Source organism: Rhodococcus globerulus (genome assembly GCF_019334125.1).
GTDB lineage: Bacteria > Actinomycetota > Actinomycetes > Mycobacteriales > Mycobacteriaceae > Rhodococcus_F > Rhodococcus_F globerula.
In genome coordinates, this window is sequence record NZ_CP079698.1 from 3,228,164 (window position 1) to 3,254,291 (window position 26,128).

General features: G+C 62.2%; 27 protein-coding genes. 17 read left to right on the forward strand and 10 right to left on the reverse strand.

Features of this window, described 5'->3' with window-relative positions; genetic code table 11:
• Positions 1-8: 8 nt before the first annotated feature.
• Together KYT97_RS14550 and KYT97_RS14555 are read right to left on the reverse strand one after the other, a co-directional pair.
• Positions 9-896, reverse strand: coding sequence for a carboxymuconolactone decarboxylase family protein (locus tag KYT97_RS14550; protein WP_116104770.1), 888 nt, complete (start codon positions 894-896; stop codon positions 9-11).
• Positions 883-1,509 (reverse strand): TetR/AcrR family transcriptional regulator, encoded by a 627-nt coding sequence (locus tag KYT97_RS14555; RefSeq protein WP_245006133.1) that lies wholly within the window; start codon positions 1,507-1,509, stop codon positions 883-885. Before KYT97_RS14555 ends, KYT97_RS14550 begins: the two co-directional genes overlap by 14 nt.
• A gap of 268 nt (positions 1,510-1,777) precedes the next feature.
• On the opposite strand from KYT97_RS14555, the gene KYT97_RS14560 reads away from it, so the two are divergent.
• From KYT97_RS14560 to KYT97_RS14570, 3 genes are read left to right on the forward strand one after another with little or no spacing between them, the layout of a single operon-like run.
• Positions 1,778-3,010 (forward strand): cytochrome P450, encoded by a 1,233-nt coding sequence (locus KYT97_RS14560; RefSeq protein ID WP_045064860.1) that lies wholly within the window; start codon positions 1,778-1,780, stop codon positions 3,008-3,010.
• Between the two features lie 28 nt (positions 3,011-3,038).
• Entirely contained in the window at positions 3,039-3,854 is an 816-nt protein-coding gene (locus KYT97_RS14565; RefSeq protein ID WP_092803729.1) for an SDR family oxidoreductase, read from the forward strand.
• Positions 3,855-3,868: 14 nt separating this feature from the next.
• Positions 3,869-5,236 carry an aldehyde dehydrogenase family protein gene (locus KYT97_RS14570; protein WP_219112681.1) on the forward strand — a complete coding sequence of 456 codons (1,368 nt, stop codon included), beginning with the start codon at positions 3,869-3,871 and terminating at the stop codon, positions 5,234-5,236.
• Between the two features lie 54 nt (positions 5,237-5,290).
• On the opposite strand, the gene KYT97_RS14575 is transcribed toward KYT97_RS14570, so the two are convergent.
• Genes KYT97_RS14575 through KYT97_RS14595 form a run of 5 tightly spaced genes read right to left on the reverse strand, consistent with a single transcriptional unit; the run spans position 5,291 to position 10,225 of the window.
• Positions 5,291-6,625 (reverse strand): MFS transporter, encoded by a 1,335-nt coding sequence (locus KYT97_RS14575; protein WP_033236672.1) that lies wholly within the window; start codon positions 6,623-6,625, stop codon positions 5,291-5,293.
• 44 nt (positions 6,626-6,669) lie between these two features.
• The gene (locus tag KYT97_RS14580; protein WP_095887094.1) at positions 6,670-8,127 is read right to left on the reverse strand and encodes an FAD-dependent oxidoreductase; all 1,458 of its coding nucleotides are present in this window, start codon (positions 8,125-8,127) and stop codon (positions 6,670-6,672) included.
• Positions 8,124-8,906: an SDR family NAD(P)-dependent oxidoreductase gene (locus KYT97_RS14585; RefSeq protein ID WP_033236670.1), complete on the reverse strand. Its 783-nt coding sequence runs from the start codon at positions 8,904-8,906 to the stop codon at positions 8,124-8,126. Before KYT97_RS14585 ends, KYT97_RS14580 begins: the two co-directional genes overlap by 4 nt.
• Positions 8,899-9,735 carry an SDR family NAD(P)-dependent oxidoreductase gene (locus KYT97_RS14590; protein ID WP_033236669.1) on the reverse strand — a complete coding sequence of 279 codons (837 nt, stop codon included), beginning with the start codon at positions 9,733-9,735 and terminating at the stop codon, positions 8,899-8,901. The genes KYT97_RS14585 and KYT97_RS14590 overlap by 8 nt, the downstream gene beginning before the upstream one ends.
• A gap of 49 nt (positions 9,736-9,784) precedes the next feature.
• Positions 9,785-10,225: a nuclear transport factor 2 family protein gene (locus KYT97_RS14595; protein WP_095888002.1), complete on the reverse strand. Its 441-nt coding sequence runs from the start codon at positions 10,223-10,225 to the stop codon at positions 9,785-9,787.
• A 142-nt stretch (positions 10,226-10,367) separates the two neighbouring features.
• Between KYT97_RS14595 and KYT97_RS14600 the strand changes: the two genes are divergently transcribed.
• The 9 genes from KYT97_RS14600 (at position 10,368) to KYT97_RS14640 (ending at position 19,251) form a co-directional block, all read left to right on the forward strand.
• Positions 10,368-11,090 (forward strand): IclR family transcriptional regulator, encoded by a 723-nt coding sequence (locus KYT97_RS14600; RefSeq protein WP_045064872.1) that lies wholly within the window; start codon positions 10,368-10,370, stop codon positions 11,088-11,090.
• 100 nt (positions 11,091-11,190) lie between these two features.
• Positions 11,191-12,156, forward strand: a complete 966-nt coding sequence (locus tag KYT97_RS14605; RefSeq protein ID WP_095887095.1) for a pirin family protein — start codon at positions 11,191-11,193, stop codon at positions 12,154-12,156.
• 1 nt (position 12,157) lies between these two features.
• Positions 12,158-12,919 (forward strand): pirin family protein, encoded by a 762-nt coding sequence (locus KYT97_RS14610; RefSeq protein WP_045064874.1) that lies wholly within the window; start codon positions 12,158-12,160, stop codon positions 12,917-12,919.
• A gap of 28 nt (positions 12,920-12,947) precedes the next feature.
• Positions 12,948-13,712 (forward strand): pirin family protein, encoded by a 765-nt coding sequence (locus KYT97_RS14615; RefSeq protein WP_033236665.1) that lies wholly within the window; start codon positions 12,948-12,950, stop codon positions 13,710-13,712.
• Between the two features lie 45 nt (positions 13,713-13,757).
• Positions 13,758-14,678: a PaaI family thioesterase gene (locus KYT97_RS14620; protein WP_219112683.1), complete on the forward strand. Its 921-nt coding sequence runs from the start codon at positions 13,758-13,760 to the stop codon at positions 14,676-14,678.
• Between the two features lie 68 nt (positions 14,679-14,746).
• Positions 14,747-15,736, forward strand: coding sequence for a peptidase associated/transthyretin-like domain-containing protein (locus tag KYT97_RS14625; RefSeq protein WP_219112685.1), 990 nt, complete (start codon positions 14,747-14,749; stop codon positions 15,734-15,736).
• A gap of 87 nt (positions 15,737-15,823) precedes the next feature.
• Positions 15,824-16,300 carry an Rv1352/Rv1906c domain-containing protein gene (locus KYT97_RS14630; RefSeq protein ID WP_138870389.1) on the forward strand — a complete coding sequence of 159 codons (477 nt, stop codon included), beginning with the start codon at positions 15,824-15,826 and terminating at the stop codon, positions 16,298-16,300.
• A 95-nt stretch (positions 16,301-16,395) separates the two neighbouring features.
• On the forward strand, positions 16,396-17,253 hold the full coding sequence (locus KYT97_RS14635; RefSeq protein ID WP_219112687.1) for a type IV toxin-antitoxin system AbiEi family antitoxin domain-containing protein: 858 nt from the start codon (positions 16,396-16,398) through the stop codon (positions 17,251-17,253).
• A 39-nt stretch (positions 17,254-17,292) separates the two neighbouring features.
• On the forward strand, positions 17,293-19,251 hold the full coding sequence (locus tag KYT97_RS14640; protein WP_045064883.1) for a M13 family metallopeptidase: 1,959 nt from the start codon (positions 17,293-17,295) through the stop codon (positions 19,249-19,251).
• A 66-nt stretch (positions 19,252-19,317) separates the two neighbouring features.
• Here the strand turns inward: KYT97_RS14640 and KYT97_RS14645 are convergent, their stop codons facing one another.
• The gene (locus KYT97_RS14645; RefSeq protein WP_033236661.1) at positions 19,318-20,232 is read right to left on the reverse strand and encodes an SDR family oxidoreductase; all 915 of its coding nucleotides are present in this window, start codon (positions 20,230-20,232) and stop codon (positions 19,318-19,320) included.
• A 102-nt stretch (positions 20,233-20,334) separates the two neighbouring features.
• Here KYT97_RS14645 and echA20 point away from each other — a divergent pair, with 102 nt between their 5' ends.
• From echA20 to KYT97_RS14665, 4 genes are read left to right on the forward strand one after another with little or no spacing between them, the layout of a single operon-like run.
• The gene (echA20, locus tag KYT97_RS14650) at positions 20,335-21,111 is read left to right on the forward strand and encodes a (7aS)-7a-methyl-1,5-dioxo-2,3,5,6,7,7a-hexahydro-1H-indene-carboxyl-CoA hydrolase (RefSeq protein WP_033236660.1); all 777 of its coding nucleotides are present in this window, start codon (positions 20,335-20,337) and stop codon (positions 21,109-21,111) included.
• Between the two features lie 6 nt (positions 21,112-21,117).
• Entirely contained in the window at positions 21,118-22,011 is an 894-nt protein-coding gene (gene ipdA / locus KYT97_RS14655; protein ID WP_033236659.1) for a cholesterol ring-cleaving hydrolase subunit IpdA, read from the forward strand.
• Positions 22,008-22,763, forward strand: a complete 756-nt coding sequence (locus tag KYT97_RS14660) for a CoA-transferase subunit beta (RefSeq protein ID WP_033236658.1) — start codon at positions 22,008-22,010, stop codon at positions 22,761-22,763. Before ipdA ends, KYT97_RS14660 begins: the two co-directional genes overlap by 4 nt.
• The gene (locus KYT97_RS14665; protein WP_033236657.1) at positions 22,760-23,821 is read left to right on the forward strand and encodes an NAD(P)H-dependent flavin oxidoreductase; all 1,062 of its coding nucleotides are present in this window, start codon (positions 22,760-22,762) and stop codon (positions 23,819-23,821) included. Before KYT97_RS14660 ends, KYT97_RS14665 begins: the two co-directional genes overlap by 4 nt.
• A 51-nt stretch (positions 23,822-23,872) precedes the next feature.
• Here the strand turns inward: KYT97_RS14665 and KYT97_RS14670 are convergent, their stop codons facing one another.
• Positions 23,873-25,105 (reverse strand): winged helix-turn-helix domain-containing protein, encoded by a 1,233-nt coding sequence (locus tag KYT97_RS14670; RefSeq protein ID WP_219112689.1) that lies wholly within the window; start codon positions 25,103-25,105, stop codon positions 23,873-23,875.
• Between the two features lie 81 nt (positions 25,106-25,186).
• On the opposite strand from KYT97_RS14670, the gene KYT97_RS14675 reads away from it, so the two are divergent.
• Positions 25,187-25,744 (forward strand): TIGR03086 family metal-binding protein, encoded by a 558-nt coding sequence (locus KYT97_RS14675; RefSeq protein WP_141485129.1) that lies wholly within the window; start codon positions 25,187-25,189, stop codon positions 25,742-25,744.
• Between the two features lie 10 nt (positions 25,745-25,754).
• Here the strand turns inward: KYT97_RS14675 and KYT97_RS14680 are convergent, their stop codons facing one another.
• A complete protein-coding gene (locus KYT97_RS14680) occupies positions 25,755-26,120 on the reverse strand; it encodes an HNH endonuclease (protein WP_233366212.1) in 366 nt (121 codons plus the stop codon).
• Positions 26,121-26,128: the final 8 nt, after the last annotated feature.

The window sequence follows — 26,128 nt, forward strand, 5'->3', positions numbered from 1 at the left end:
CGTCGGATCTAGGCGCGGAAGCCCAACCCGAACGTGACCTGCCCGTCCTCGTCCACCTCGTAGATTTCCACGCCTTCATCCACGTGTGGGGCGTCCGAACCGAACGCGACAGCCACTTTCGAGCTTGCGTTTCTGGTCATATCCAGAACCAGTTCCACGGCCTCAGCCGGCGAGAAATGTTCGTGCACTTCACTGATCACGTGAGCCGGGATGTAGCCGGGTTGCCACACCATCGCGTCAGCCAGCGCCAAAGCCGCCTTGTGGCGATCCGACAACCCGCTGTCCTGGTAGTTGTCGACCTCGTCGAAGAGGGCTTCGTCGGCACCGGCCTCGAGCGCAGAACTCATTCGCAGGGACTTGCACAATCTGCAATTGTGTTGGCGAGCTTGGCGCAGCCGCACAAGTTCGGTGGTGACCGGATCGAGAACCCGCAACCGCGCCACGCTGCGCGAGAATTCTGCACTGTCCACCGACAGTTCTGTTTCGCGCCAGTCCTGCGGTGTCGGCCATTGCATTGTCGACGGCCTGAACAGCAGATCCAATGCATGCAGTAGCCGCGGAAACCAGTCCGCCACATACACCGCAAACACGAATTCCTTGGCCTGCGATCCCAGTTCGTTCAACAACGCGCCGCGCAGACTGCTGTCGACATTCGACACGTCGATGCTGAACTGCTCGGCAAAATCGTGCGCTACCGATTCCTGGGCGAAGTCAGTCGACGGCGGCAACGGCAAGGCAGACAGCGACAAAGCCTCGGCGCAGGTCGAGCGCACCTGCGCGTCGAGCACACCGCTACTGCTGAAGATCATGCGGTACAGCACTTCTGATACTTCCGGCGCGTATCGGGACAGCGCTTCTCCAGCGTCGATGCCAGTTGACTTGCTATACACGTCCATAAATCGACCCCATCCAGACCGCGCACAGTGCCTGCGTCGCCGCAGCCACATCAGCAGCCTTTTGATCACCGATCCAGTAGCGATCGCCCATGCGGGCAATGCTTTCCAACAGAACAAGCGCAAGCATCCGACTGTCGGCACCGACAGGCGCGCGGCCGGATTCCCGCTCCGAATCGATCACTGCCGCAACAGGTTCGACAAACCCTTCCAACCCACGGTTCCACAGGTCGTCCACCCCAGGATCCGATGATCTGGCGTCACGCATCGCCCGGAACAAATGCGGGTGGCGCATCCACGTGTCACGAACCGCACCGATCATCTGCCCGACTTGCCCCGCGGGATCATCAGTCCCACCCGAATAGATTGCCGACGCTGCTGCAACCTCTTCGTCCACCGCTTTGCTGAGTTCGCTGACTGCCGCAGCTTTGTTGTCGAAATAGAAGTAGAAGGCCGAACGGGTTACCCCGGCAGCCTTGGAAATATCGCGGACATTCAGTTCATGGAGAGTTGTTGTCTCCAAAAGGTTTTCCAAGGCACGCAGAATCGACTCCCGCCGAAGTTCACCTTTATCCGACCTTCCGGCATCAACACCGTCTCGCACAGCCGATTCCACAATCCACCTTCACGTCGATCAGTTTGTGAGCCGAACCACATCGTATGGAAGTTTTTGACACGTGTCAATAGTGCCGAGTCCAGTGCATTCAAGGACCGGACAGGCTCAGTCCCACTCACCGGGACCGGCGTTATCGCACCCACGTCAAATCCTGTTGCCTCTCCATCATTCGCAATCACAGACCTGCAATCCTGCAGTGCACCTGGTGATTTCATCCCCCACTGCCTTTCAAGTGGCGCACAAATCTCACCCAGACAAAGGATTCACCATGACGAGTACCGTCCCGTCCGTCACCGAACACCCGAGCGCGCCCTTCCCCTGGCCTCGCCCTCCGATCGACCCGCCGGCCGAGTACCAGTGGTTGCGTGAGAACGCCCCCGTCACGCGAGTCGAGATCTTCGGCGGCGAATATGCCTGGCTCGTAACCCGTTACGACGACGTTCGCTCGATCCTGTCCGATCCGCGAGTCAGCGCCGACAGCCGCAATCCCGGATATCCCCGATTCGGCGCACCACCCGAACCCGAAGACCAGCGACTTTTCTTGCGGATGGACGGCGCCGAGCACGAGATCTTCCGCAACCTGCTGGCCAAGAACTTCACGCTCACCGCGATGAAGAAGATCCGTCCGGCGCTGCAAGAACTCGTCGACACCACCATCGACGCGATGCTGGCCACTCCCGAAGGCCAGACCGACTTCGTGAAGGCCGTTGCGCTCCCCATCCCCAGCACGGTTCTGAGCTGGATTCTGGGCGTGCACGCCGAGGACCGCGCATTCTTCAACAAGGCCGCCGACGAGGCTCTGATGGCCAATGACCTCACGAACCCCGACGCGATGGGCCGAGCCATTGCAGCCATGAACGATCTACGCGGATATATCCGCAAGATCGCGAACGAACGAGCAGCACTTGATGATCCGGGTGACGACATCATCGGTCAGCTCGTGGCCGCCGAACGGGCAGGCACCATCACGATGATGGACGTCGAGAACTCCGGATTCCTCCTCATCATCGCCGGGCATGACACCACCACCAACATGACCGCCCTTGGCATGTACACCTTGCTGCAGCACCCTGAGCAGTGGGCGCAGATGCAGGAGAACCCGGCGCTGGTTCGCAATGCCGTCGAAGAACTGTTGCGCTACCTGACCGTCGTCCATCTTGTCATCCTCCGATCCTCGACCGAGGACATCGAAATCGGTGGCGTCACCATTCCCGCGGGCGAAGCCATCATCCCGCTCAACCTGTCGGCCAACCGCGACGACGCCCACTTCCCCGGTGCAGACGCACTCGACATCCATCGAAAAGCACGTGACCACTTCGCTTTCGGCTACGGCGTTCATCAGTGCATCGGTCAGGCCCTGGCTCGTCTCGAGCTGCAGATCATCTTCGAAACCCTCGCTCGCCGGGTGCCGACGCTGAAACTGGCCGCTCCGCCCGAAGAACTGCAGTTCAAAGTGTGGTCCGGCATCAACGGAGTCTTCTCACTTCCCGTCACCTGGTAGCCACCCCCTCACGTCAGGAGCATCAATCATGATCAGTTTCACCGGCAAAACCGTTGTCCTCACCGGATGTTCGTCCGGAATCGGAGCCGAGGCCGCCACCAAACTAGCCGCTCTCGGCGCCCGCGTGATCGGTGTCGACCGAGTCGCCTCGACCGACAACTCGATCACCCAGATGATTGTCGGCGACCTCTCCACCCAGTCGGGTGTCGCGGACATCGCCGCGCAGATCGACGGCCCCGTCGATGTGCTTATCAACAACGCCGGCGTCGCGGCAACACTGCCGTGGCGAACCGTCATGTCGATCAACGCGCTCGCTCCGCGCGATCTCACTCGCCTTCTCCTGCCGAAATTTGCCGTCGACCCGGCGGTAGTCACGACCGCGTCACAGGCAGGCTTTCTGTGGCAGCAGAACTTTGCCCGGCTCAATGCCTTTCTCGCCATAGATAATTGGGACGACGCCCTCGAATCTCTCGCAGACTTCCCCGGTATCGAGGAGGTCTGCTACAACCTCTCCAAGGAAGCCGCCATCATCAATGCGGGCAACCTGGCCGTCGACGGCAAGCACATCGGACTACGTTCCAACTCTGTATCCCCCGGCACAGTCGGCACGCCGCTCCTGAAGGACTTCACGGCCACCATGGGTGACGCCGCTATCTCCGGTGCCGTCACCTGGGCGGGCCGTCATGCCCAGCCAGGCGAGATCGCCGACGCCATCATCTTCCTCGCCTCCACAGACGCGGCCTGGATCAGCGGAGCAGACATCCCGATCGACGGCGGATTCAGCGCCATGATCTTCCGTTCGTACATCGCGCCGGCCATGGCCGCGATGGCGACCAGCGCCTAGTCAGGAGAACCACTATGAGCACCGACAACGAACTGATCTCGATCAATCCGGCGACTCTCGAGGAAGTGGGGCGCACCGCCGTCACCACGCCGGCCGAACTCGATGCGAAAGCTGTTGCCGCCCAGTCCGCCTTCCAGTCCTGGCGAACGTCGCGGAGCACCCGGCAGGGTCTACTCGCTGCTTGTTCCTACGAATTGATGCGGCAGTCCACGGCGATCTCCGCCCTACTCACCGCGGAACAGGGTAAGTCACTCACCGATTCGAGCGGCGAAGTCTGGATCTCGGCCCGCTGCCTCGCACACTTCGCCCGCCTCGACTGGGCGGACGAATCGCAAGCTCCGGCATCGCCGATACGCGACGCTCGAATTCAGCACCGCCCGTTGGGCGTCGTTGCGGCTATCGTGCCGTGGAACTTCCCGATCTTCCTCATGATGGCCAAGATTGCGCCCGCACTGGCCGCAGGAAACACAGTCCTGGTCAAACCTGCCGAGTCGGTGTCGCTGGTAGTCGGTGAGGTTGTCCGCATCCTGCAAAGCATTCTTCCCGAGGGCGTACTCGACATCGTCTACGGCGGACCGGATACCGGCAAGGCGTTGATCGAACACGCTGCCGTGCGCAAGGTCTCGTTCACCGGTTCAACGGGGGTTGGCAAGGCGATCATGAAGCAGGCCGCCGAAACGATCACGCCGGTCACCCTCGAGCTTGGTGGCAACGATCCCGCGATCCTCCTCGACAGCGCAGATATCAATTACGCCGCAGGATTTTTGGCGCACTCCGCCTTCTTCAACAGCGGGCAGATGTGCATCGCCCCCAAGCGCGCGTACGTGCCCGCCGACAAGGTCGACGCCTTCTGCGCCACGTTCGAAGCGGTCATGTCGACAATGGTGGTGGGCGACGGGGCCGCAGCGGGCACCACGGTCGGTCCCCTGCACAATTCTGCGCAACTCGAGTACGTGCAGGGCCTGCTCGACAAGGCCAGAGCTGACGGCGCAGCCATCACCGGCGGAAATCGAATCACCACTCTGCCCGGGTATTTCATGGAACCCGCTTTGGTGCGCGGTGTGGACGACTCCAGCGACATCGTCAAGTTCGAGCAGTTCGGTTTGGCATTCCCCGTCGTTGCCTACACCAACGTCGACGACGTTGTCTCCCTCCTGAACAGTCAGGAGTTCGGACTCGGTGCATCTGTCTGGGGAGAACAAGCTGCCGCAGTCGAGGTGGCCGAACAGATCGATGCCGGTCAGGTGTGGGTCAATACCCACAATGCCCTCGAAGTCGAACTTCCCTTCGGCGGAGTGAAGAGCAGTGGCTTCGGCCGGGAAGGTGGCGAAGCCGGTGTCCACGATTTCCTGGAGACCCGCGTGGTGAGTGTAAAGCTGTAACGCACTGTGCGCCTTTGTCAACCGCCCGCGGTTAACAAAGGCGCACAGCAGGGCTCAGTCGATCTGCAACGCGACGCCTTTGGTTTCCTTCACGAAGAACACCGTGACAAATGTGATCAGGGCGCAGAACACGAAGTAGCCGGCCGGCGCCAGATTGTTGTCGGTCACACTGATCAGGTACGTCGCAATGAAGGGTGCGGTACCACCGAGAAGCATGTTGGTGACATTGTTACCCAGGGCGAGACCGCTGTATCGCACTGACGCCTTGAGCATCTCGACGTACGTCACGTACGACGCACCGTTGACTACGGAGACGCAGATGAACAGAACCGACTGACCGGCCACTGCAGCCCACGTGCCCGAACTCGCCATCAGCATGAACATCGGGACGCCCAGGACCACCGACGCGGCACTACCGGCAAACAGCACCGGACGACGTCCGTACTTGTCGGCCATGTAACCCGCGATGGGGAGTGTGATCACGCCGAGCACCAGGGCGAGCGACGTGGACAGGAATGCAACCTGCTTGGAGTGTCCGCCGGCAGTCTGGAGGTACGTCGCGGCGTACACCGAAGCGATGTAGTAGCCGCCGGTGATGAGCGCTCCGAGAAGGATGATCTTGACGACGCTGCCACCTGAACTGCGCAGCAGTTCCTTGATCGGGAGGGACTCGGTCTCACCCTTTTCCTGGAGCTCCTCGAACTGCGGGGTGTCTTCCATCTGGCTACGGATCCAGATACCGATACCACCGATCAGCAGGCTGAGCAGGAACGGCAGACGCCATGCCCATTCGAGGACCTGTTCTTCGGAGAACACCGACGTGAGGCCGAGTGCGATCAGCGAAGCCGCGAGAGAGCCCAGGTAGGTTCCGGTGTTGACCATCGACGTCTGGGTCGCACGCCACCGCGCCGGAGCGGACTCGGAGACAAATGCGTTGGCACCGCCGAGCTCACCACCGGCTGCGAAGCCTTGAAGGCAACGAGCCAACACCAGGATCGATGTCGCCCACATGCCCAACGTGGCATAGGTCGGTAGCAGACCCATACCGGCGGTGGCGATAACCATCAGCAAGATGGTCCACGACAGCGCGTTCTTACGGCCGTACCGGTCGCCGATATGACCGAAGAAGATTCCGCCGGGAACACGGAGGAAGAAGGCCACGGCAAACGCCGCGAAAGTACCGAGCAGCGCTGCATTCGGATCGGAGGACACGAAGAACAGCGCGGCGATGGTGGTTGCCATGTATCCGTAGATACCGAAGTCGTAGTACTCGACGACGGTACCGACGATGGCCGCGCGAATCACCTTGACGGTGGACTGGCGTTCGGCTGGAGTGCCACTGTCTTCGACGCCGCCCTCGGCGCGCGCCATGGTCTCATTCTCTGACATGTTGGTCCCTACTGACTGAAGTCGTGCAGCGCAAACGATAGACGTCAGGCGTGCGCAATGGAATTGACCGGTACGCCCGCGGCGTCGGTCTTCGTGAAACTCGCCGCATTGCGTCCCGCAATACGACCCATGGTCAGAGCGTTTGCAACCGCGTTGCCACCGCCCACGTAGCGCAGTCCCAGAATGCCGGCACCGGCCTCGCCGGCGGCGTAAAGTCCCTCGATCGGAACACCGGTTTTTCCGAGAACTGCTGCACTGCTGTTGATTTCCAGACCGGCGTGTGTACACACCAGTTCGGCGGGAAGGATCTTTGCCGCGTAGAACGGTGCGGTGCCGATCCGGTCCGGATTGCCGACCGCACCTTTGTTTCGCAACGTGCGGTGACGCAAGAAGTCGTCGTCGTATCCGTTGGGCAATTGCTCGTTCCAACGATCTACCGTTGCCGTCAATGTCTGCGCCGGAACGCCGATCAGTTCGGCGAGTTCCTCGACCGTGTCGGCTCGAAGTGTGCGACCGGCAGCAGCTTCTTCGGCGACGCGCTCGGGGTTCCAGTCTGCATAACCGGGAGTCTGATTCACTCGGGCGTCCTCGTCGAAGATCATCCAGCCGTAGCCGCCCTGCTGGTCGATGATGCCCGTCGAGACCGCGTACGACGCGTCCTCGTCCATAAAACGCCGACCGTTCTGATTGACGTTGACGCGGGACTTCGGCGGAAACCCGGACTGCCAGTGATGGAACCGCTGGAAGTAGACGGTCGGCATGATGAGGCCCCAGCCGTCACCGGCAACCGACGCGCCGAGATCCTGAGCGAACCGCAGGTGGTCGCCGCGGCTGCCGTCGGCGGCAACGACGAACAACGATTCTTCAGCTTTGTTGGCGTCGGGGAAATAGCGATCGACCAGAGCCGGATCCTGAGCAAAACCACCGGAAGCAACGACGACGGCACCTGCAGGAACCTCGATGTCGTCGGCAACTACGCCGACAACCCGACCGTCTTCCTCGATCAGCTTCTGCACCCGCGTGCCGAAGATAACTTCGATGCCGTGCTTGCGCCGAGCCTTGTCCAGTACCTGAATCAGACCGTATCCCTGGTCTTTCGGAACGTGGCCACGCCAGACATCTTCGACTCCGGCCTGTGCCAGCCCCGGCTGATGGGCGTTACCCGAGATCGCGGCCGGGATCTCGACGCCGAGGCCGATGAGCCACTCGAGCGTCGGTGCGGCGTTCTCGCAGAACGCACGAATCAATCCGGGTGCAAGCACCCACTGGTTGAGATCCATGTAGTGCTGGAAGAACTTCTCCGCGGTGTCGTCGATACCCAGGCCGGACTGCACGCTGGTGCCGGCAGCCGTGAAGATGCCGGCGGAAAGTGCTGTGGAGCCGCCAAGTTCGGTCTCGGATTCGAACAGCAGCACGGAAGCGCCCTCTTCGGCTGCCGATACCGCAGCTGCGAGTCCCGCTCCGCCGCCGCCGATGACAACAACATCCCAGTGATCACTCACGAAAGTTCTCCAGTCTCCGCAATGATGCGGTGGTACAAGCCGTTCGAGACCAGTCCGCCGTCCACAGTGATTTCGGTTCCACTCGTGTAGGTCGACTTGTCGGACAGCAGGAACAGAACGGCCTCGGTGATCTCGTCCAGAGTTGCCATGCGCCCGAAGGGAACCGACTTCAGTGACGCGGCAACAAAATCGCTTGCTCCACCGAGCAAGTCCGTACCGACCAGACCCGGGTGCACCGAGTTGACACGAATTCCCCACTGCGCAAAGTTGCCTGCCGCTGATTTCGACAGCCCGGTCAGGCCCCATTTGCTCGAGGAGTAGGCCGGTGAGAAGTATCCGACCTGACCGGCGATGGACGAGATGTTGACGATGGATCCGCCTCCGCTCTCCTGCATCAACGGAGCCACCGCCTTCATGCCGTAAAACGGCCCGAAGAGGTTGATCTTCATGGTCAGTTCCCAGATATCATCAGGGGTGTCCATGAATTCGAGCCGCCGAGAGATACCGGCATTATTGATCAGCCCGCCCAGTTCACCGTGCGCAGAGCGGATTTCGTCGACAACTCGCGCCCACGCGGAGGGGTCGGTGACATCGAGCGAATGCGCGGACGCCGAACCTCCACCTGAGATGATCTCCTCGACCAGAGCGGAGGAATCCGCCACATCCGCGATGCACACGTGGGAACCACGAGCCGCCAGCGTGCGCGAGTGGTGTGCTCCCATGCCTCCGGCACCACCCGTAACCAGAACGACACCAGGATAATTCGTGCGATCAGACATGTCGCGAACCGCCGTCGACGGCAATGCTGTGACCGGTGACGTAACGCGCGCTGTCCGAGAGCAGGAACAGCACCGGGCCGAATACCTCTTCCGGGGAACCCAACCGGTGCAGCGGAACAGCGTCGAGAGCCTTGGCCAGTGCGGCCGGATCTTCCTGGACCCATTTGGTCATGGCGGTGTCGATGTACCCGGGCGCTATGGAGTTGACACGAAGTCCCTTGTCGCCGAATTCGACTGCGAGAGATTCGGTGAGGTGCGCGACGGCTGCCTTCGACGTGCAATACGCACCACGGCCCTTACGGACGCGCAGAGCGGACACCGAGGACATGTTCACGATGGCACCACCGGGCTTCATGTGGCGAGCGGCGGCCTGAGCGCCGTACAGGACGCCTTCGACGTTGACGCTCAACGTCGCACCGATCTGCTCGGGTGTGATCTCCTCGGCCAGCGCAAACGGGAAGATACCGGCGTTGTTGATCCAGAAGTCGACCTGTCCGAACTCCGCGAGTGCCAGCTTGGCCAGCGTCTCGTGATCGTCGGGCTTGGTGACGTCGACGCGGGCACCGATCACACGGCCGGGCTTGTCCGCCAAGGAGTTTGCGCTCAGTGCAGCATTGATTGTCTGGGCAGTTTCCAGCATCTGCTCTTCGTTGATGTCTGCACCGACTACGTTGACTCCGCGTGACGCCAGACCTTCCGCGAACGTCGCACCCATTCCCTGGGCAGCGCCGGTCACTACGGCAACCTTGCCTGCCAACTCCGGGTACACCGCCGACATTTGCGTGGCAACGGTGCGGCCCGGGTTCGTCTGATCGGCGTTAACGGTCATGATATTTGGTCTCCTACTGAATTCTGTTGTGCACAAACGTGAAAGACGGTTAGGGATTGCGTGGCGCGTCGTCGCGGGACACGATGCGGCGGGCGATCTTCCACTCGTCACCGACTCGAATCACTCGATCCGTGATCGTTGTCATCCGAACCAATCGCGTGTCCCCACCGCGCTTGGTCGCGACGATCTGCAGATAGCCGCGCACCGTCAACTCGGCTTCGACTGCCGTTTCCACCAACAAGTTGGTGATCACGTGCCGATGAACCTCGTCCGCCGCTTCGGCTCCGGAGTAGAACCGGCCGGCAAAAGCTTCGAGATCCGAAGAACCGACTACCGGTTCCGGATAGCTGGGCGAATGGAACTCACCGTCAGTCGTAAATGTTGCCGCCCAATCCCGTTGATGCCCGGAGTCGATGAGATGACTCTGCAATGCATACAACTGGTGGATTGCGGCAACGTCGCCGGCCGCCACTCCGCGGTAGTCAGTCATGAGGATGTTCTCTCCGGAAAACACTGCGCTGGACTCCCCTGAAGGGTTGCCCACCTGTCGAATGTGTGCGATAATCGCACAGGCCGTGCGATATGAACAAAGCGTAGGTGGCCCACCTCACAAACGTCAAGGAGCGAACTCGATGCGCGAACTCAGTGATGACCATCGACCCCGAATAAGTCCAGTTCAAGTGGACTCCGGCATGTCGAAAACTCTCCATCACGGACTCGAGATTCTGGAGCTCCTCACCTCCTATCCGCACGGGTTGTCGGTCACAGACATCGCCGACGGCATCGGAGTTCACCGCACGGTCGCGCACCGACTCATCCGGACTCTCGAGGCACATCACTTGTGCCGCAAGGACACTTTCAAACGCGTCACACTCGGCGCAGGACTGGTCACCCTCGCCGAACCGGTGGAGCAGGATTTACGAACCCTCGCCCGCCCGATCCTCGAAGAACTTGCCGACGCCACCGAAGCGACGGCCCACCTCGTGGTCCGCGAGAGCGAGACCGAAGTTCGCGCACTGATGGTCGTCGAGCCACGCAGCGCCCGAATGCACGTCGCCTTCCGTCCCGGCCAGGTCGATCCGATCGACCGCGGCTCCGCCGGCCTGTCCATGCTGGCCTCACTCCCACCCGTCGACGGTGAACGAGACGAAGTGCGTATTGCCCGTGCGCGCGGTTACGCGTCGACGATCGGCGAGATCACCCCTTCCGTCCACGGCATATCGGCGGCAGTTCCCGGACGCCGCGGCGACGCCATCACCAGTATCGGAATCTCCGCTTTCCACGCCGATGACCAAGACGCACTCGGCGCGGAGGTTATCGCCGCCGCACAAAAACTGGGAAGCTTGTTGCGCTGATCGCCGCAATGTCGAGCCTCGGGAATATCGCAGGCTCGACATTGTTGAGTCAGCATGAGATAGTTGAACAATCAACTACCTGAGTGCAAGGAGTTACGACATGCCTGCTGTGACAGTCGAGAATATTTTGGCCCTGCCCCGGCTCGACGAGCCTGCAGCGTCCGCAGTCAGCCGTCCCGTCAAGAGCATCACCACCGCTCCCGTCGGCTACGAAGGCGAAGGCTTCCCCGTACACCGCGCATTCGCGGGCATCGATCTCTCAGCACTCGACCCGTTCATCCACATGGACCAGATGGGTGAGGTCAACTACGCCCCCGGAGAACCCAAGGGCACGCCCTGGCACCCGCACCGCGGCTTCGAAACCGTCACCTACATGATCGACGGCATCATGGAGCACCAGGACTCCAACGGCGGCGGCGGCATTATCGGCGGCGGTGACACCCAGTGGATGACCGCAGGTGGCGGCATCCTCCACATCGAGACTCCCCCGGAGCACCTCGTTGTCAGCGGCGGCCTCTTCCACGGCGTCCAACTGTGGGTGAACCTCCCCCGAGACAACAAGATGGCAGCGCCGCGGTACCAGGACATCACCGGAAACAAGGTCGCTCTGCTCTCGTCGCACGACGGCGGCGCATTGGTACGCGTCATCGCAGGCGAGATCGCCGGCCACGCCGGACCGGGATCGACGTACACGCCCATCGCGTTGTCCCACACGACCATCGCACCTGGCGCCAGCGTCACGTTGCCGTGGAACCCCGAGTTCAACGCCATCGCCTATGTTCTTGCCGGTGAGGGAACCGTCGGCGCAGAGCGTCGGCCGATCCGCGCAGGCCAGACCGCCGTGTACGGACGCGGCGACTCCATCACCATCGCCGCATCCGATCATCAGGATTCCCGGACCGAATCGCTCGAGGTCTTCATCCTCGGCGGCAAGCCGATCCGCGAGCCCATCGCCATGGCCGGACCGTTTGTCATGAACACGAAGTCCGAGGTCATGCAGGCATTCGAGGACTTCCAGGCCGGACGCCTCGGTTCCATCCCGGCAGCCCACGAAACTCTGAGCTGACATGAAATCGGTAGTAGTTCAGCGTGCGCATGAACGTGCGCACCTGAACTACGGCTGGCTCACGTCCCGTCACAGCTTCCCCTTCGCCGGTAACTTCGACCACGCCGCTTACGCGCACGGACTACTTCTGGTCAACAACGACGACATCGTCGAAGCCGGCTCCGGTTTCGACACCCATCAACACCTCGATACCGAGATCGTGACGTGGGTGCTCAGCGGTTCCCTGGTCCACCAGGATTCAGCTGGGCACACCGGCGAAATTCATCGCGGCCTCGCGCAACGAATGAGCGCCGGAACCGGGATTCTGCATTCCGAGCGCAACGACACCCGGCGCGCCGACGGTACCCGCCATACAGAACCGGTCCACGTCGTCCAAATGTGGATTCCGCCAGACGAATCCGGGATCACTCCGAGCTATCAGGAACTCGACGTCAATACCGAACTCGACGCCGGTGGCTTGATCACCTTGGCGTCGGGAATGCCCGCGCATCGCGATCACAGCGCGATCACGCTTCACAACAAGTTTGCGGCGCTGCACGTTGCACGCCTCGACATCGGTCAGACGATAACCCTGCCGGACGCCCCGTATGTTCACGCCTACATCCCGCAGGGCTCCGTCACAGTCGAGGGCGTCGACACTCTCTCGACCGGAGATTCGTTGCGACTCAAGGAAACCGGCGGACATCGAGTCACCGCCGCGGAACCCGCAGAAGTTCTGATCTGGGAGATGCACGCCGGACTGCGGCCCCATCTCGTACGCTGAAAGCATTCGGCCCCAAAGGAGGAACGCCATGTCGGCGCTCACAACCCCGCACATCGACGTCCACCGCAGCGGTGATCGCCTGAAATCCCGCATCTCCTGGCTTGATTCGAAGCATTCGTTCTCGTTCGGGCAGCACTACGACCCCGACAACACCCACCACGGCCTGCTCCTCGTCAACAACGACGACACCGTGCTCGCGGGTACCGGATTCGACACCCATCCGCACAAGGACATGGAAATCGTTACCTGGGTGCTGCGCGGTTCGCTCGTTCACCAAGACTCCATCGGGCACTCCGGTGTCATCTATCCCGGACTCGCGCAACGGATGAGCGCAGGCACCGGGATCATGCATAGCGAGAAGAACGACTCGTGGCGTCTGGGCGGCCAACAGCACTCCGATCCGGTGCACTTCATCCAGATGTGGGTTGCGCCCGACGAGGGTGGACTGACTCCCGGATACGAACAACTCGAAATCGACGACGAACTCCTACGCGGCGGACTCATACCCGTCGCCTCCGGAATGGATCGCTACAAAGATCATTCGGCCATCCGCATCAACAACAAGTACGCGGCACTGCATGTGGCGCGGATTCTCCCCGGCACAAGTGTGACCCTGCCGAACGCCCCGTTCCTCCACGTTTTCGTGGCCGAAGGAACCGCAGACATGGAGGGCACCGGCACCCTCTACGAAGGTGATGCCGTCCGCATGAGCGACTCCGGCGGACAACTCGTCACCTCCGAAACCGGTGCCGAAGTGCTGGTCTGGGAAATGCACGCACGTATCGGTGGCTGAGACCCGGCGACCGGTCCCATCTCCGGTACGGGCGATACTCGATACATGAGCATCGACAACTCCGCGCCCACCGTCAAACTTGATCCCCTCAACACCTTGATGGATGTACGCGCAGTAGCGATCACTCCTGGCGATCTCAGCTTCGCGCAGACAATCGGGGACCGCTTCCACGACCACCGCGGACGCACAGTGCTCGGATCGCTCGGCGTCATGATCGACGGCGCCATGGGTGGGGCTGTGTACTCGGGGCTCACTTCGGGTCACCAGTCGGTGCTCGCACAGGTCACGGTCAGTGCGGCCGCCGATATCCCGTCGACGGGAACAGTTGGAGCCACCGGTGCACTCGTGCACCTCGACGACGGAGTCGGACTGGCGTCGGGACAACTACGCGGTGACGACAGCACACTTCTGGCAGTGATGGCCGGGCGCGCCATGATTGTCTCGCGGCCGCCCGTCGTTGCACCCGACGACTACATCGCCGGCCCCGCCCTCGACGTGCCGGTTCCCGAAGAAGTCAGTGACCTGAGTGGACTGAGCGGATCCGACGTCGTCGAAGGAATCCTGGCCGGAACTATCAAGCGTGGACCGCTCGCCGGACTCCTCGACCTCACGCTGACCGAGGTGACGCCAGGCGCTGTCGTCGGCGAACTCGCGCCGGTCGAATGGATGGCCAACCCACTCGGCGCAGTACAGGGCGGTGTACTCATCTCCGCCACCGACGCCATCACCGGGCTCGCCGCGCAAACCCTGACTACCGCCGAACAGGATTACCGCATCCTCGACCACAAGATCGACTTCCTGCGCTCACCGGCCATCGGTGGTCCCGTCATGCGCGCCGAAGCCAGCGTGATCCGCGCCGGACGTAGGCTCGCACTCATCGAATCGCGCATCGTGGACAACACCGGTCAGGTCTACATCCGCGCCACCTCGAGCGTCCAGATGATCTCCCAGCAAGTTCACAGCTGATAACCAGCCCCGCGCCAGACCGCTCGTCCACCATTGATTCAACAGCCCAGATCAATGGAGGTAGACGCGTGAACAAAGACATCGAAGCCAGTCGGCAACGAGTGAGTCGCAGGCGAGCACTGGCGCTCGGCGGCACCATCAGCCTCGGCGGACTCATCGCCGCATGTTCCGGCAACAGCGGCAGCTCGACCACGACGTCCACCGCTGCGGCGTCCACGACCACCGCCGGCACCGGCGCCGCTGCTGCCTCGGCTACCTCCGGCGACGCTGTCACCGCGCTGCTCGCCAAGGCACCACAGTGCGTCATGAGCGAGGAAGAAACTCAGGGCCCGTACTGGTTCGACGTCGACTCCATCCGCAGTGACATCCGCGAAGATCGACCAGGCACAACCCTCCAGGTCGCACTGCGGGTGCAGGACAACAGCATTTGCAACGCCGACGGCACCATCGGCGCCGTCAGCAACGCCGTTGTCGAAATCTGGCACTGCGACGCGGGCGGCGTGTACTCCGGCTTCGAGTCCGGCTCACTGAGCGCAAACGGTGGCGGCGGCGGTGGAACTCCTCCGTCCGGTGGCATGGGCGAACCCCCGGCAGGCGGAATGGGTCAGCCGCCGTCGGGCGCACCCGGCGGCGGTATGGGCGGAGGCATGGGTTCGATGGGCGGCTCCGGCGAAACTTCCGACGGCTCGTACAGCGTCGGTGACAGCGAAGCCACCACCACCGACGACGGCACCTACCTGCGCGGCGCCCAGACCACGGACGCAAACGGCATCGCGCAGTTCACCACCATTTTCCCGGGCTGGTACATGGGCCGCACCACGCACATCCACGTCAAGGTTCACATCGACAAGAAGACTGTCCTCACCACGCAGACCTTCTTCGAGGAGACCCTTCTCGACGAGGTGTATTCCGTCAGCCCGTACAGCGAGCACACGGGCCGTGAGAACAACACCAACAATTCCAACGACAACATCTTCTCCGACACCGGCATGATGACCGTCGAAAAGCAGCCGGACGGGTCATACCTCGCCGTCATCAACCTGGGCATCGACGCCTAATCCTTCACAATCAAGGGGCCCCACTTAACCAGACCGGTCGGTCGGCTAATGTTCGCAAGTCCAGTTTGCGAACATTGGGGTTATTGAGTGAAGAAGAAGTTTGTCGGCGCACTGTTGTGCGTCACGTCGGCAGTCGGTATGGCACTCGCAGGAGGTGGTGTCGCCAACGCCGCTGGCACCTACATCCCGGCTGGCACCGACGGCGTATACCGCGTCGGTGGCGGTGACGGCCAGATGCTGCCTGGCCTGTGGAGCACTTCAGGTGGTCGATCCTGCTACTGGGAGCGCACCGGCTACGGCCGGGACATCATTGCCAACAACTACGGCGGCGGCCCCGAAACAATCGAAATCAGTTGGGGCGATACAAGCTTCACCTCCGACCGATGTGGCGCCTGGCAGCGTCACGCACCGGTTCCCAATCCGATCCCCGGACTTCCGCCCATCGAGGCTGTCGACTACCAGAACATGATGTCTGTGCTCGTCCCTCTCGGCATTGGATCAGCGGCCGTAGGTTCATCGATGGGTTCCACGATCCTCCCCGCACTGATCGTCAGCGGGAGCTGATCCGATCGTGAAGGATTTTGTTCGCTGAGCGAGCAAAATCCTTCACGATCAGCGGCCTCGGGGAACCTCCAGCGCTGTGCTACGTCCAAGCAGTCATGAATACCAACAAAATCATGGCGGCCCAGGACGGCGTCATCACCCGCGCGCAGGCAATAAGCAGTGGTGTCAGTTCCGCTGCAATCTCGCGGCGACTGATCTCCGGCGAATGGACGGCCCTGCGCACCGGGGTCTACCTACGCGAGGATCGCGAACGGACACCGGCAGTCGATCTGCGTGCGGCCGTCTACAGCAGCGACGGGTGCGCGCACGGCCCCTCGGCTGCATGGTGGCACGGACTGCTCAGCAAACCTCCACGCCGCCATTCGGTGACCGTGCCCTTGTCCCGGTCCGTCACCTGCACGGGCGTTCAGGTGCGCCGGCGCGACCTCGATCGCCGCGACGTCGACAACCGCCGCTCCCTGCGCGTAACCAGCCTGCCACTGTCAGTGCTGGAGACAGCGGTGGTGGTGTCCGATGGTGCGGAGCTGATGGATCGAGCGCTTCAACGCCACACATCCCTCCCGATTCTCGAAGCGGTGCATCAACGCAACCTCGGACGCACCGGAAGCGCCGCGGCAAGAAAATTGCTGCACGCCGCTGGACAGGGCGGCGAATCCGAAGCCGAGCGGATCTTGCATCAGCTTTTGAGATTGCACCGGATCTCCGGCTGGACTACTCAGCACCGAAGCTGCGGCTTTGTCATAGACGTGGCGTTCGTCTCGCACGGCGTAGCGATCGAGGTCGACGGTTGGGCGTGGCACCGAGATGTGGACCGGTTCAATTCCGACCTGCACCGGCAGAACATTCTGGTCAACGCGGGCTGGCATGTCCTCCGCTTCAGCTGGCATCAATTGACGCTCACACCTGAACTTGTGGTGACGCAGATCGCCCGAGCACTGAACGGCTCACGATAACGACTGAGCGGATTGTGGTGATCGTGTAAGGATGGAGAAATGACCACGGCTCATCGCTCAGGCATCGACCTCACCCACCTAGACAGCGAGACCCGCGCGCAGGACGACCTGTTCGTCCATGTCAACGGGAAATGGCTCGCCGAATACGAGATTCCCGCAGACCGCGCAGTCGACGGCGCTTTCCGCACGCTGTACGACAAGGCCGAGGAAGATGTGCAGACCATCATCACCGAGGCTTCCGCGTCGTCACCGGAGTCCGGTACCGATGCCCAACGCATCGGCGATCTGTACTCGAGTTTCATGGATGCCGACGCTATCGAGGCTGCCGGTCTCACCCCGATCGACGACGAACTCGACGCAATTGCGGACGCGGCCGATCGTTCTTCGCTGGCTACCGTGATCGGACGCCATCAGCGCACGGGTGTCGGCGGCGCCATCGCGCACTACGTCGACACCGACGCCAAGAACTCCGAGCGCTACCTCATTCACTTCAGTCAGTCGGGTATCAGCCTTCCCGACGAGTCGTACTACCGCGAAGACAACTACGCCGAAATTCGCGACAAGTTCGTCGCCCACGTCGAGAAGATGTTCAACCTCGCCGGACTCGGCTACGAAGCGCAGCGGGTATTCGACCTGGAGAAGAAGATCGCGGCCGGGCACTGGGACGTCGTGAAGCGTCGTGACGCCGAATTGAGCTACAACCTCGTCGAATTCGAGGAGCTCACCGAGCAGAACCCCGGATTGGATTGGGCTGCTTGGCTGTCCGGCTTGGGAACGACGTCCGAGAAGTTCTCGGAAATCGTGGTTCGCCAGCCCGGATTCCTGCACACCTTCACCGCACTGTGGGCGTCGGAAGAACTCGACGACTGGAAGGCATGGGCTGCGTGGAAAGTCATCCATGCGCGCGCTCCGTACCTGCATTCCTCGTTGGTGGACGAGAACTTCGCGTTCTACGGCACCGCGCTCTCGGGCACCGAGGAGAACCGTGAGCGCTGGAAGCGTGGCGTCGGCCTGGTCCAAGATCTGCTCGGCGAGGCCGTCGGCAAGCTGTACGTGGAGCGTCATTTCCCGGCCGAGGCCAAGGTTCGCATGCTGGAGCTGGTCGGCAATCTGCAGGAAGCCTACCGCCGCAACATCTCCGAACTCGAGTGGATGAGTCCGGATACCCGCAAGGCCGCACTGGCCAAGCTGGACAAGTTCACTCCCAAGATCGGCTACCCCGACAAGTGGCGTGATTACTCGGGTCTCGAGATCTCGGCTACGGACGTCGTCGGCAACTACCGCCGCGGATACGCCGCGGAATACGACCGCGATCTCGCAAAGTTGGGCGGCCCCGTCGACCGCGACGAGTGGTTCATGACACCGCAGACGGTTAACGCGTACTACAACCCGGGTATGAACGAAATCGTTTTCCCCGCAGCTATTTTGCAGCCGCCGTTCTTTGACGCCGCCGCTGACGACGCCGCCAACTACGGCGGAATCGGTGCTGTTATCGGTCACGAGATCGGGCACGGTTTCGACGATCAGGGCGCCAAGTACGACGGTGACGGCAACATGGTCGACTGGTGGACCGACGACGATCGGACCGAATTCGGCAAGCGTACAAAGGCTTTGATCGAGCAGTACAACGAATTCGAACCCAAGGAACTGCCGGGTCATCATGTCAACGGCGAGTTCACGATCGGCGAGAACATCGGCGATCTGGGTGGGCTGTCCATCGCGATCGCGGCGTACAAGATCGCGACCGAAGGCACCGAACCGCCCGTTATCGACGGTCTCACCGGTTTGCAGCGCGTGTTCTTCGGCTGGGCTCAGGTGTGGCGGACCAAGGCGCGCGAGGCCGAGGCACTGCGCCGACTCGCCGTCGACCCGCATTCACCGCCGGAGTTCCGCTGCAACGGCGTCGTCCGCAACCTCGATGTCTTTCACGAGGAGTTCGACGTCAAGCCCGGTGATGCACTGTATTTGGAGCCCGAAAAGCGCGTAAAGATCTGGTAGGGGCAAAGCCCCTGTGCGCCTTTTTGGTAGTTCGCACTACCAAAAAGGCGCACGGGGCCGAAGGCCCTAAGCTCCGTACACCGGCGTCGGGGTCTCGGCCTTCTCCAACAGCGATGCCACAACGGGTCCGATTTCCTTCGGATCCCAGCGATCACCCTTGTCTTCGCTCGGGCCGTGACGCCATCCTTCTGCGACGGTGATCTTGCCGCCCTCGATCTCGAAGACGCGTCCCGTGACGTCCTTGGACTCGGCGCTACCGAGCCACACGACGAGCGGTGAGACGTTCTCCGGAGCCATGGCGTCGAAGCCCTCTTCCGGAGCTGCCATCATCTCGGCCATGGCGCCGCCGGCACCGACCGTCATGCGGGTACGCGCGGACGGCGCGATTGCGTTGACGCTGACGCCGTAATTCTTGAACTCTGCTGCTGCCTGGATGGTCATCTCGGCGATGCCGGCCTTGGCTGCGGCGTAGTTGCCCTGGCCGATGGAGCCCTGCAGTCCGGCGCCCGAGCTGGTGTTGATGATGCGTGCGTCGATCGGGTTGCCTGCCTTGGCCTCGGCGCGCCAGTAGGCAGCGGCGTGGCGCAGGGGCGCGAAGTGACCCTTGAGGTGGACGCGGGTGACGGCGTCCCATTCGGCTTCGCTCATACCGACGAGCATGCGGTCACGCAGGAAGCCGGCGTTGTTGACGAGCACGTCGAGGCGACCGAAGTTGTCGATGGCGGTCTTGATGAGGTTTTCCGCACCCGCCCAGTCTGCGACGTCGTCACCGTTGACGACGGCCTCGCCGCCGGCTGCGATGATTTCGGCGACTACCTGCTCGGCCGGGCTCTCGCCGGTTGCGGAGCCGTCCGCGCCTGCACCGATGTCGTTGACGACAACCTTGGCGCCCTCTGCCGCGAATGCCAGTGCGTGCGCGCGTCCGATACCGCGACCTGCCCCGGTGATGATGACTACGCGTCCATCGACCAATCCACTCATTTTTATCTCCTATTGCACTCTGCTCGGGCTTGTCGGCTCCGCTTGTGTGCTAACTTACCAAGCAATCGCTTGGTTTGGTACACAGACGTAAGGAAACCCGCTATGGGCATCAGCACCTCCTCCGACGGGACCGGCATCACCACGGTCACCATCGACTACGCACCGGTCAATGCAATCCCGTCGCAGGGATGGTTCGATCTCGCCGACGCGATCCTCGCCGCAGGTAAGGACCTCAATACCCACGTCGTGATCCTGCGAGCCGAAGGCCGTGGTTTCAACGCCGGCGTCGACATCAAGGAGATGCAGGCCACCGACGGCTACGACGCTCTGGTTGCTGCCAACCGCGGTTGCGCTGCTGCTTTTGCCGCGGTCTACGACTGCGCCGTTCCGGTCGTCGTGGCAGTCAACGGATTCTGCGTCGGCGGCGGCATCGGTCTGGTCGGCAACGCTGACGTCATCGTCGCGTCCGACGACGCGATCTTCTCCCTCCCCGAGGTCGACCGCGGTGCACTCGGCGCAGCCACGCACCTCGCTCGCCTGGTGCCGCAGCACATGATGCGCACGCTGTACTACACGGCGCAGAGCGTCGACGCCCACACACTCAAGCAGTTCGGCAGCGTCTACGACGTCGTCCCGCGCGAGAAGCTCGACGATTGCGCCCGCGAGATCGCCGCCAAGATCGCCGCCAAGGACACCCGCATCATCCGGTGCGCGAAGGAAGCCATCAACGGCATCGACCCCGTCGACGTCAAGAGCAGCTACCGCCTCGAGCAGGGATACACCTTCGAGCTCAACCTGCTCGGTGTGTCCGACGAGCATCGCGACGAGTTCGTCGCAACCGGCAAGCCGCGTGAGAACGCAACCCAGAAGGAAGGCTGAGACATCATGGCTAGCAAGCGTGACAAGACAATGTCGCTCGACGAGGTTGTCGGCGAGCTTCGCTCCGGAATGACCATCGGATTGGGCGGCTGGGGATCTCGCCGTAAGCCGATGGCTTTCGTGCGCGCGATCCTGCGTTCGGACATCAAAGACCTCACGGTCGTCACGTACGGTGGACCGGATCTCGGCCTGCTGTGCTCGGCCGGCAAGGTCAAGAAGGCGTACTACGGCTTCGTGTCCCTGGACTCGGCTCCGTTCTACGATCCGTGGTTTGCCAAGGCACGCACCAACGGTGAGATCGAGTCCCGCGAAATGGACGAGGGAATGGTCAAGTGCGGCCTCGAAGCTGCAGCTGCCCGTCTCCCCTTCCTGCCGATCCGCGCAGGCCTGGGATCCGATGTCCGTAACTTCTGGGGCGACGAACTCAAGACCGTCACCTCCCCGTACCCCGAGGCCGACGGCCGCTCCGAGACCCTGATCGCGATGCCCGCGCTCAACCTCGACGCGTCGTTCGTTCACCTCAACCTCGGTGACAAGCACGGCAATGCCGCGTACAACGGCGTCGACCCGTACTTCGACGACCTGTACTGCATGGCAGCGGAGAAGCGTTACGTCTCGGTGGAGCGCATCGTCGAAACCGAGGAACTGGTCAAATCCGTTCCGCTGCAGAATCTTCTGATCAACCGCATGATGGTCGACGGCGTCGTCGAAGCCCCGAACGGTGCTCACTTCACCCTCGCCGGCGAAAGCTACGGCCGCGACGAGAAGTTCCAGCGTCACTACGCCGAAGCCGCAAAGACCCCCGAGTCGTGGCAGGCATTTGTCGACACCTTCCTCTCCGGCAGCGAAGAGGACTACCAGGCCGCAGTAAAGAAGTTTGCAGAGGAGCAGGCGTCATGAGCGAATCCACCGTCACCCGCGCAGAGTACGTAGTCCTGGCTTGCGCCGAAATCTTCTCCGGCGCAGGTGAAATCATGGCCAGCCCGATGTCGACGTCATCGACCATCGGCGCTCGCCTTGCCCGCCTGACCACCGAACCCGATCTCCTGATCACCGACGGCGAAGCCCTCATCCTCGAGGACACCCCGGCAGTGGGAACGAAGGGCCCCATCGAAGGATGGATGCCGTTCCGCAAGGTGTTCGACGTGGTCGCTTCCGGTCGTCGCCACGTGGTCATGGGCGCAAACCAGCTCGACCGCCACGGTAACCAGAACCTCTCCGCGTTCGGCCCGCTTCAGCAGCCGTCGCGTCAGATGTTCGGTGTGCGCGGCGCTCCGGGTAACACGATCAACCACGCCACGAGCTACTTCGTCCCCAAGCACTCCAAGCGAGTGTTCGTCGACAAGGTCGACGTGGTGTGCGGCGTCGGCTACGACCAGATCGATCCCGAGAACCCGGCATACAAGTACCTCAACATCCCCCGCGTTGTCACCAATCTCGGTGTCTTCGACTTCGGCGGACCGGGAAACACCTTCCGCGCGTTGAGCCTTCACCCCGGCGTCACGGCCGAAGAGGTTGCCGAGAACACCTCGTTCGAGGTTGCCGGACTCGCCGAGGCAGGCGTCACCCGCGAACCCACAGTAGAAGAGCTCCACCTCATTCGCGAGACCCTCGACCCGCGCAACCTGCGGGACCGTGAGGTCTCGGCATGACCCCCACCCTCAAGACTGCGCTGACCGAACTGGTCGGCGTGGACTACCCGATCGTGCAGACAGGCATGGGCTGGGTTTCCGGTCCCGCTCTCACGTCGGCGACGGCTAACGCCGGTGGTCTGGGCATCCTGGCTTCGGCCACGATGACGTACGACGAGCTCGAGCACGCGATCAAGAAGACGAAGCAGCTCACGAACAAGCCCTTCGGCGTCAACATGCGCGCCGACGCCACCGACGCGAAGCAGCGTATCGATCTGCTCATCCGCGAAGGTGTCAAGGTTGCCTCTTTTGCCTTGGCTCCCAAGAAGGATCTGATCTCCAAGCTCAAGGACAACGGCATCGTTGTCGTTCCGTCCATCGGTGCGGCGAAGCACGCCGTGAAGGTTGCATCCTGGGGCGCGGACGCCGTCGTCGTCCAGGGCGGCGAGGGTGGCGGTCACACCGGCGGTGTGGCAACAACCCTTCTGCTCCCCTCGGTCCTCGACGCCGTCGACATTCCGGTTATCGCCGGTGGCGGTTTCTTCGACGGCCGCGGCCTGACGGCTGCACTCGCGTACGGTGCTGCCGGCGTGGCGATGGGCACGCGTTTCCTGCTTACGAGCGATTCCTCGGTACCGGATTCCGTCAAGCAGGAATATCTCAAGCGCGGACTGACGGATACGACCGTTTCACGCAAGGTCGACGGCATGCCGCACCGCGTGCTCAACACCGACCTGGTCAACAGCCTCGAAGGTTCCAGCTACGCAACCGGTTTGATTGCTGCCGCCAAGAACGCCATGAAGTTCAAGGCTATGACCGGCATGAAGTGGTCAACGCTCGCCAAGGACGGAATCGCGATGAAGCGATCCGGCGACCGCACCATCATGCAGATCATCATGGCTGCCAACACCCCGATGTTGCTCAAAGCCGGTCTGGTGGAAGGTAACACCGAAGCCGGTGTGCTGGCGTCGGGTCAGGTTGTCGGCATGATCAACGATCTGCCGAGCTGCAAGGAACTGATCGACAGCATCATGGAAGACGCCGTCAAGCGCATCGACGCGCTGGCTGCTCTTCGCTGAATCACGTAGCAATCACCGAGTGCGTCTCCCCCGACATCAGGGGAGGCGCACTCAGTGCGTTAAGGCTGCGTCGGGCACAGCTCTCATCGCGTCCGCCAACTCCGCCGCCATCGTTCCCTTGTTCTCCACCACGACGGTCTCGCAGCCCTGCCAGAGTGCGGTTCGCCGGAGCAGCGCCGCCAGGCGCGGTGCAGTATCTGCGTCGGCGTCGGGTTCTGCCCAGGCGGAGCGCACGAGCAGTTGACGGTTCTGACGGTCATTCTTGAGATCGACTCGCGCACAGATCTTGTCGTCGATCAGCACCGGCAGGACATAGTAACCGTGGACCCGCTTGTGGGCGGGAGTGTAGATCTCGATCCGGTAGTGAAAGTCGAAGAGCCGCAACGCTCGATCACGCGCCCATACGACCGGATCGAAGGGAGACAACAGAGCGTCGGCCCGAATTGCCCTTGGCCGCTTCGCCTGAGGATCGATCCATACCTCCCGCGGCTTTCCTCGACGCTCCCAACCTTCGACGGAGGCGGGGCGCACGCTGCCGGCGTCTTCGAGCTCTCGCAGTGCAACTCGTGTCTCGGCGCTGGGGAGTCGAAAGTAGTCGGCGATATCGTCGAGAGTGCCCAGTCCGTGTGCCCGCACTCCGCGCAGCACAAGCTCACGGATCGCGTCCGGCCGCTCCACCCTGACGTCGAGTATCGCCGGCGGCAGTATGTTCTCGGCGAGTGCGTAGCGACGTTCGAACCCCGCTCGACCTGCCGATACCACCTCGCCCCACCGGAACAGGGTCTCCAGGCCGACCTTCACGTCGGACCACCCCCACCAGGGTCCGCGCCGCGTGTTCGCGTCGTGCTCGACCTCGCTCGCCGCCATCGGCCCGTTGTCCCGCAATTCGCTGCGCAACCACTCGAGAAAGTCGAGCCGATCGGACGCCCATCCGTTCTTGTCTGCGAGGGCCTTGGCCCGAAACTGATCCATTCGCCAACGGAACAGCGGCCACATGTCGACGGGCAGGAATGTCGCCTCGTGGCCCCAGTATTCGAGGTATCCCGATCCTGGTGCAAAGGCGAGCTGGTCGAGTCTCGACTTGTCGTACGCACCCATTCGTGCATAGATCGGCAGATAATGACTGCGCTCGAATACGTTGACCGAATCGATCTGGAGCACCTGCAATCGGTCCATTACCCCGATCAAATTGCGTCGTGTCACGGCTGCAGGATGCGCTTTTCCAAACCCCTGAGCTGCAAGCGCGATGCGACGCGCCGCGGCCGGAGACACTACTTCGCTCATACTCGTGAAGACTAGCCATCACCTCCGACAGCAAAAACGAAAACCACGATTGAGCCCGCCAAGATCGGGTTACCCTCCAGTGTGGAATTTGACTGGCTCGAACTCGTGCTCACTGCCCACCGCGAATTCGGTTCGCGACTCGCTCAGGTCGAGGACTGGAATGTGCCTACCCCCGATTCCGACTGGCAGGTGGAACACCTGGTTCGTCATGTGATCGAGGAACAACAGTGGGTGCCTCCGCTGCTGTCCGGGCTCACCGTGGGCGAAGCGACGCCGGACATCGTTCCGGTTGGTGACGACCTGTGGACCGAATGGCAGAAGTACTCCGAAGCCGCGATCAACGCCTGGAAATCGACAAATCTCGATACGCAGGTTCATCTGTCCTACGGCACGGTGAACATGGAGCCGTATCTGCGTCAGCAGACGTCTGACGTCACCATTCACGCGTGGGATCTGGCACGGGCAGTTGGTGCGGACGACCGATTGGACCCGACGCTCGTCGAAGCCGTCTGGTCCGATCTCGACGGTCAACGCGACATGCTGGCCGAAAGCGGTTTGTTTGCCGCCCCGGTCGAGATTCCCGAGGACTCGCCTCTGCAGGACAAGTTGATGGCACTGACCGGCCGTGATCCGCGCTGAAGGAGACGCGCTAAAGGAGATCTGCCTCCGAGAAACGCCCTCTCAGATCGATACCGATCTCGGCGTGACGGAGTAGGAACGACTTCTCGTCGTACCCTTTGCGACGCAACCAGAGTGTGACTTCGCTGTTGCATTTGCTGGCGTTGCACGACGCGCAGGCCGGCGCAATGTTGTCGAGGGTGTAACGGCCTCCCCGCGAGATCGCGAGAACACAATCACGTTGCAGCGGTACGTCTTGCGCGCCGCAGTAGGCGCACCCACCCCACGAGGATCTGAGCGCGGCCCACTGCTCGGTGCTGAGGTCGTGTGTCGTGCTATCCATCCGGCGCTTGCGTTTGCGCGCGTATCGGGCTTTGCGACTGCGGTTGATCGTCACCTCGTCAT

Excerpts from the sequence above, each read along its gene's own strand:
- KYT97_RS14550 (WP_116104770.1), bottom strand. The coding sequence starts at position 896 with ATGGACGTGTATAGCAAGTCAACTGGCATCGACGCTGGAGAAGCGCTG.
- KYT97_RS14560 (WP_045064860.1), top strand. The coding sequence starts at position 1,778 with ATGACGAGTACCGTCCCGTCCGTCACCGAACACCCGAGCGCGCCCTTC.
- KYT97_RS14565 (WP_092803729.1), top strand. The coding sequence starts at position 3,039 with ATGATCAGTTTCACCGGCAAAACCGTTGTCCTCACCGGATGTTCGTCC.
- KYT97_RS14570 (WP_219112681.1), top strand. The coding sequence starts at position 3,869 with ATGAGCACCGACAACGAACTGATCTCGATCAATCCGGCGACTCTCGAG.
- KYT97_RS14575 (WP_033236672.1), bottom strand. The coding sequence starts at position 6,625 with ATGTCAGAGAATGAGACCATGGCGCGCGCCGAGGGCGGCGTCGAAGAC.
- KYT97_RS14585 (WP_033236670.1), bottom strand. The coding sequence starts at position 8,906 with ATGTCTGATCGCACGAATTATCCTGGTGTCGTTCTGGTTACGGGTGGT.
- KYT97_RS14590 (WP_033236669.1), bottom strand. The coding sequence starts at position 9,735 with ATGACCGTTAACGCCGATCAGACGAACCCGGGCCGCACCGTTGCCACG.
- KYT97_RS14595 (WP_095888002.1), bottom strand. The coding sequence starts at position 10,225 with ATGACTGACTACCGCGGAGTGGCGGCCGGCGACGTTGCCGCAATCCAC.
- KYT97_RS14600 (WP_045064872.1), top strand. The coding sequence starts at position 10,368 with ATGCGCGAACTCAGTGATGACCATCGACCCCGAATAAGTCCAGTTCAA.
- KYT97_RS14605 (WP_095887095.1), top strand. The coding sequence starts at position 11,191 with ATGCCTGCTGTGACAGTCGAGAATATTTTGGCCCTGCCCCGGCTCGAC.
- KYT97_RS14610 (WP_045064874.1), top strand. The coding sequence starts at position 12,158 with ATGAAATCGGTAGTAGTTCAGCGTGCGCATGAACGTGCGCACCTGAAC.
- KYT97_RS14615 (WP_033236665.1), top strand. The coding sequence starts at position 12,948 with ATGTCGGCGCTCACAACCCCGCACATCGACGTCCACCGCAGCGGTGAT.
- KYT97_RS14620 (WP_219112683.1), top strand. The coding sequence starts at position 13,758 with ATGAGCATCGACAACTCCGCGCCCACCGTCAAACTTGATCCCCTCAAC.
- KYT97_RS14635 (WP_219112687.1), top strand. The coding sequence starts at position 16,396 with ATGAATACCAACAAAATCATGGCGGCCCAGGACGGCGTCATCACCCGC.
- KYT97_RS14640 (WP_045064883.1), top strand. The coding sequence starts at position 17,293 with ATGACCACGGCTCATCGCTCAGGCATCGACCTCACCCACCTAGACAGC.
- KYT97_RS14645 (WP_033236661.1), bottom strand. The coding sequence starts at position 20,232 with ATGAGTGGATTGGTCGATGGACGCGTAGTCATCATCACCGGGGCAGGT.
- echA20 (WP_033236660.1), top strand. The coding sequence starts at position 20,335 with ATGGGCATCAGCACCTCCTCCGACGGGACCGGCATCACCACGGTCACC.
- ipdA (WP_033236659.1), top strand. The coding sequence starts at position 21,118 with ATGGCTAGCAAGCGTGACAAGACAATGTCGCTCGACGAGGTTGTCGGC.
- KYT97_RS14660 (WP_033236658.1), top strand. The coding sequence starts at position 22,008 with ATGAGCGAATCCACCGTCACCCGCGCAGAGTACGTAGTCCTGGCTTGC.
- KYT97_RS14665 (WP_033236657.1), top strand. The coding sequence starts at position 22,760 with ATGACCCCCACCCTCAAGACTGCGCTGACCGAACTGGTCGGCGTGGAC.
- KYT97_RS14670 (WP_219112689.1), bottom strand. The coding sequence starts at position 25,105 with ATGAGCGAAGTAGTGTCTCCGGCCGCGGCGCGTCGCATCGCGCTTGCA.